Origin of the sequence: Brevundimonas sp. (assembly GCF_036659295.1) — a bacterium.
Lineage (GTDB): Bacteria > Pseudomonadota > Alphaproteobacteria > Caulobacterales > Caulobacteraceae > Brevundimonas.
Genome location: NZ_JAVXCU010000120.1, coordinates 1 through 5,582, shown reverse-complemented (window position 1 = coordinate 5,582; position 5,582 = coordinate 1). Strand labels below are relative to the sequence as shown.

Sequence of the window (5,582 nt, the reverse complement as noted above, 5' to 3'; positions counted from 1 at the left end):
CCGGTGAACCCGGCAACGAGCCGAAAGAAACCCTCAAATCCGCCAGCCTGTCGGCGGCTGCGGGCGGCGTCACCACCATAGTCATCCAGCCCGATACCGATCCAGCTATCGATGACCCGGCCACGATCGACCATATTCAGCGACGCGGGGCGGCTCTGGAACTGGTGCATGTTCGCGCCGCCGGTGCCGCTACACAAGGCCGCCAAGGCGAACGCATGGCCGAAATCGGCCTGATGGACGAAGCTGGTGCGCTGTATTTCACCGACGTCGATCATGTGATTCTCAACAGCCGCACCCTGCAACGGGTGATGAGCTATGCGGCTTCGTTCAACGCCCTGATTTCATGCCGTCCGGTCGAGCCGTGGCTGTCGCAAGGTACCGTCGCGACGGCGGGCGAGCTGGCCACACGTCTTGGACTGTCTGGACAGCCCGCTCTGGCCGAGCGCATCCAGCTTGAGCGCGATCTGGCTCTGGTGGAGCAAACCGGTGCGCGTTTCCTCGTGGACCAAATTTCGACCGAAGGTGCTCTGGAAGTTCTGACCCGCGCTCGCACGCGCGGTCTGGATGTTGCTGCATCGGTGTCGATCAACCACCTGTGCTTCAACGAAATCGACATTGGCGATTATCGCACCTTCTACCGCCTTGATCCGCCGCTTCGCACCGAAGATGACCGTCAGGCCATGATCGAAGGTATTCGCGACGGTTTGATCGACATCATCACGTCTGCCCACTGTCCCGAACCGGCGGAAAACAAGCGCCGTCCGTTTGCAGAGGCCGAACCAGGTGCCGTGGGTCTGGAAACCCTGCTGGCCGCCGCCGTCACCAATCTGCACCATGATAACGGCATCGACCTGATCGATGTGCTGCGTCCGATGACGCAGAATCCCGCCAGCCTTCTGGGCCTCGACAGCGGCGTGATTGCCGAGGGTGCTCCCGCCGACCTGATCCTGTTCGATGCTGGTGCGCCCATCGTCGTGGTTGCAGCCAAGCTGAAATCCAAGTCCAAAAACTCGCCGTTCGACGGACGTCGTTTGCAAGGCAAGGTCTTGCTCACCATCGTCGACGGTCGCATCGTCTTCGATCAGCGCTAACAGGAGCGAATCAAAGTGCAGGATTTGGCGGCCCCCGCCCTCGTAACTCTCGGTCTGGTCACGATCGCGGGCTATCTGCTCGGCTCCATACCTTTTGGTGTGCTGCTGACACGCGCCTTCGGGGCCGGTGATGTTCGCAATATCGGTTCAGGCAACATCGGCGCCACCAATGTGCTGCGCACTGGTCGCAAGGATCTGGCGATTGCGACCCTGTTGCTGGATGCCGGCAAGGGTGCCGTGGCTTTGCTTCTGGCCCGTTATGTTACCGGTAGCGAAGTTGCCGCGGCTCTGGCCGGCGGTGCGGCCTTCCTTGGCCACCTCTATCCTGTGTGGCTCAAATTCAAGGGTGGCAAGGGTGTCGCAACCTTCTTTGGCCTGATGCTGGCCGCGCACTGGCCCTTGGGTCTGGTTGCCGCTTTTATCTGGCTGATCTGCGCCTTTGCCTTCCGCATTTCGTCTCTGTCAGCGCTTATTGCCTCTGCGGTGACGCCTCTGATCGGCGTTACATCAGTGGCCTCGATGGGCTTTCCTATCGCCAAGCCGATCTATCTTCTGGCGATCTTTGCCGCAGTCCTGATCTGGTTCCGGCACCATGAAAACATCGGACGCCTGATCAAGGGGCAAGAACCCAAGATCGGTGGCAAGAAGAAGGCCGGAGACGTCAAAGCATGACGGCCCTGCCGGAGGTCGAGCGTTTTGCCCGCCTCCGGCTGGCGCGGACCGAAAAAATCGGTCCCGTCACCTTTTCCCAGCTTTTACAGCGCTTCGGCAGTGCGATCACCGCCATCGACGCCCTGCCCGATCTGGTCCGCCGCAGCGGTCGCGCGACCTATAATCTCCCCGATGCCCGCACCATAGAAGCCGAGCTGGAAGCCGGTCACACCTATGGGGCCACGCTTCTGGTGTGCGGTGATGCAGACTATCCCATACGGCTCTCACACATTGATCCGCCGCCGCCCGTTTTGTGGGTGAAGGGGCGAAAAGACCTGCTGCATGGCGAAACGATTGCCATTGTCGGTGCCCGCATTGCATCGGCAGGAGGATTGCGCATTGCCCGTGATCTGGCCCGCGAACTGGGTCAAGCGGGACACGTCGTCGTTTCTGGCCTTGCACGCGGGATCGACACCGCCGCCCATGCGGGGGCGCTGGAAACAGGCACTGTCGCGGTTCTGGGGGGCGGCATCAACGATATCTACCCGCCCGAGAATGCCGAGCTGCATGCCAAGATCAGTGAAACCGGCTGTCTGGTATCGGAAAGCCCCATGGGAATGCGGGCACAGGCGCGAGATTTTCCACGGCGTAACCGCATATTGTCGGGCCTGACACGCGGCGTCATCGTCGTGGAAGCCGAACTGAAATCCGGCTCTCTGATTACCGCACGTATCGCCGCAGAACAGAATCGCGACGTGTTTGCAGTGCCTGGATCACCTCTTGATCCTCGCACGCGCGGCACCAACGACCTGTTACGTCAGGGTGCCATCCTGTGCGAAGGGGCCGACGACGTACAGCGGGCCTTTACCACTTTGCGCACCCTGTTCGAGCCACAGGTCATCGCGGATTTCGAGCCCGTTATCGTCAAGCCTGCACCCGATGTGATCGAACAGATCGCGCGCCTGCTGTCACCCGTTCCGACGGCAACAGATGAACTATCGCGTCATCTCAATGTGCCGGCCGCCACCATTGCTGCTGCACTTCTGGAACTGAGTTTAGCGGAACGGGCCACCCTGTTACCCGGTGGATTGGTTTCGAGCGCATGAGCCTATCTGGCATGAGCTTGCCCTCACCGCTTCGCCATTTCCGCGGCCAGTTCCAGCAAACATGCCAGCCGTTCATCGCCCTGAACGCGCGCCATCTTCGCCAGTTCGCTGGACATGCTGCCTACATATTCACGGATGTGGGTGACGCCTGTCGGCAGCGTCTCACATGCTCTATCGCGTACTTCGCCTGCTTGAACCTGATTGCGCAAAACCGGCATAGCCACTCCCTCACAACGCCTAGCTTTGCCATATATAACCTTGGGTTGTATTTTATTGCAACACACACGTTGCGCCATGCGATGTTTTCAAGGCGCATTGACATATCCATCGGTCGCAACCACGTTCGCGCCCCCGTTTCCTCGAATAGAGCGCCATGAATCTCGTCATCGTCGAGAGCCCCGCGAAGGCTAAAACTATCAATAAGTATCTGGGGCCGGACTATAAGGTCCTGGCTTCATACGGGCATATCCGCGACCTGCCGTCGAAGGACGGATCCGTCCTGCCTGACGATGACTTTGCCATGCAGTGGGAAGTGGACGCCAAGGCCACTAAACGCCTGTCGGAAATCGCCGAGGAGGCTAAAAAAGCCGACCGCGTTATTCTCGCGACCGACCCCGACCGCGAGGGAGAGGCGATCAGCTGGCACGTTCTAGAAGTGCTGAACAAGAAAAAGGCCCTGAAGGATACGCCGGTCGAGCGCGTGACGTTCAACGCGATCACCAAGTCGGCTGTCCTCGAGGCTATGGCCAATCCGCGCCAGCTGGATATGGAACTGGTCGAGGCCTATCTGGCCCGCCGTGCCCTTGACTATCTGGTGGGCTTCAACCTGTCGCCGGTCCTGTGGCGCAAGCTGCCGGGTGCCCGTTCGGCGGGCCGCGTGCAGTCGGTTGCCCTTCGCATCGTTGTCGATCGCGAAATGGAGATCGAACGCTTCAAGCCGCAGGAATACTGGTCCGTCGAGGCCGACCTGATCGCCGACAGCCCGCCCTTCACCACCCGTCTGGTGAAACATGAAGGCAAGCGCGTCCAGCGCCTCGACATCGTGTCCGAGGCAATGGCTACCGCTGCGCGTAATGCGATCGACAGCGGCGACTTCACGATCAAGTCTGTCGAGAAGAAACCGGCCAAGCGTTCGCCTTCGCCGCCCTTCACCACCTCGACCCTGCAACAGGAAGCGGCTCGCAAACTAGGCTTTACCGCCCAACGCACCATGCAGGCCGCTCAAAAGCTGTATGAAGGCGTCGACGACACCGGCGGTCTGATCACCTATATGCGTACCGACGGCGTCTTCGTGACGCCTGAAGGCATTGCACAGGCCCGTGAAGCCATCGCCGAGCGCTTTGGTCCGGCCTATGTTCCTGCCGAGCCGCGCTACTACAAGGTTAAAGCCAAGAACGCCCAAGAGGCGCACGAAGCTATTCGCCCCACCAACATGATGCGCCACCCCGACAGCGTACATCTGGATCAGGACCTCAAGCGCCTCTACGAACTGATCTGGAAGCGCATGATCGCCTCCCAGATGGAATCGGCGCGCATGGACCGCACGACCATCGAGATCGAGACGCCAGACGGTCAGACCGGCCTGCGCGCAACCGGTCAGGTCGTGGTCTTTGACGGCTTTATCGCAGCCTATGAAGAAGGCCGCGACGAACGCCAGAAGGGCGCGTCCGACGAGGACGAGGATGAAGGTGGCCGCCTGCCCGCGTTGAAGGAAGGCGCGAAGGCACAGGTTCAGGCTATCCGCACCGACCAGCACTTCACCGAGCCGCCCCCGCGCTTCTCGGAAGCCACTTTGGTCAAGAAACTGGAAGAGCTGGGTATTGGCCGTCCGTCGACCTATGCCTCGATCCTGACAACCCTGCGCGACCGCGAATATGTCCGCATGGACAAAAACCGCTTCTATCCGGAAGACAAGGGACGTCTGGTTACAGCCTTCCTTGAACAGTTCTTCTCCAAATGGGTCGAATACGATTTCACCGCTGCGCTGGAAGGCCAACTGGACGAGGTTTCGGCCGGTGAACTGGACTGGAAGGCGCTGCTGCGTTCTTTCTGGAGCGATTTCCACGCTGCCACACAGGCTGCGGGCGAACTGCGCACCACGGCCATTCTCGACCATCTGAACGAGGCGCTGGGCGCGCACATCTTCCCAGACAAGGGTGATGGCCGCGATCCGCGTCTGTGCCCGGTGTGTAACGAAGGCCAGCTCAGCCTGAAGACCAGCCGCTTCGGGGCCTTCATCGGTTGCTCGCGCTATCCCGATTGTAAATATACCCGCCCTGTGGCCTCGCCAGATGCTGCTGAAGGTGGTGCCCAAAGCGGTGATCGCGAACTGGGTGTCGATCCGGCAACGGGCAAGACCGTGCAACTCAAGATCGGTCGTTTTGGCCCCTATGTAGAGACCGAAGCCGTCGAAGAAGGTGGCAAGCCGCGTCGTTCGTCCTTGCCCAAGGGATGGTCGCCTGCATCTCTGGATCTGGAGCGTGCGCTGAAACTGCTCAGCCTGCCGCGCGTCGTGGGTGAACACCCCGAAGACGGCAAGCCGATCACGGCAGGTCTGGGCCGCTTTGGCCCGTTCGTGGCTCACGACGGCACCTATGCCAATGTCTCGGACATCGAAGAGGTGTTCGATGTTGGCCTAAACCGTGCCGTGGCCCTGCTGGCCGAAAAACGCGCAGGTCGTGCGGCCCGTGGTGCCGCCGCCGCACCGCTCAAGGAACTGGGTGCTCACCCCGAG

Annotated in this window: 5 protein-coding genes; 4 read left to right on the top strand and 1 reads right to left on the bottom strand. The window is 60.7% G+C overall.

The features are described 5' to 3' along the window. The 3 genes from pyrC to dprA form a co-directional block, all read left to right on the top strand. Nucleotides 1–1,091: dihydroorotase (pyrC, locus tag RSB01_RS13350; protein WP_332625657.1), on the top strand; the 1,091-nt coding region annotated here is incomplete at its 5' end. A 15-nt stretch (nucleotides 1,092–1,106) separates the two neighbouring features. After that, complete coding sequence (gene plsY / locus RSB01_RS13345; protein ID WP_332591605.1) at nucleotides 1,107–1,763, top strand: glycerol-3-phosphate 1-O-acyltransferase PlsY; 657 nt, start codon at nucleotides 1,107–1,109, stop codon at nucleotides 1,761–1,763. Next, complete coding sequence (dprA, locus tag RSB01_RS13340) at nucleotides 1,760–2,848, top strand: DNA-processing protein DprA (protein WP_332591606.1); 1,089 nt, start codon at nucleotides 1,760–1,762, stop codon at nucleotides 2,846–2,848. Before plsY ends, dprA begins: the two co-directional genes overlap by 4 nt. A 23-nt stretch (nucleotides 2,849–2,871) precedes the next feature. On the opposite strand, the gene RSB01_RS13335 is transcribed toward dprA, so the two are convergent. Beyond that, nucleotides 2,872–3,066, bottom strand: coding sequence for a hypothetical protein (locus RSB01_RS13335; protein ID WP_332591607.1), 195 nt, complete (start codon nucleotides 3,064–3,066; stop codon nucleotides 2,872–2,874). Nucleotides 3,067–3,221: 155 nt separating this feature from the next. On the opposite strand from RSB01_RS13335, the gene topA reads away from it, so the two are divergent. After that, a partial coding sequence (gene topA / locus RSB01_RS13330; RefSeq protein WP_332625656.1) for a type I DNA topoisomerase occupies nucleotides 3,222–5,582 on the top strand: 2,361 nt, incomplete at its 3' end.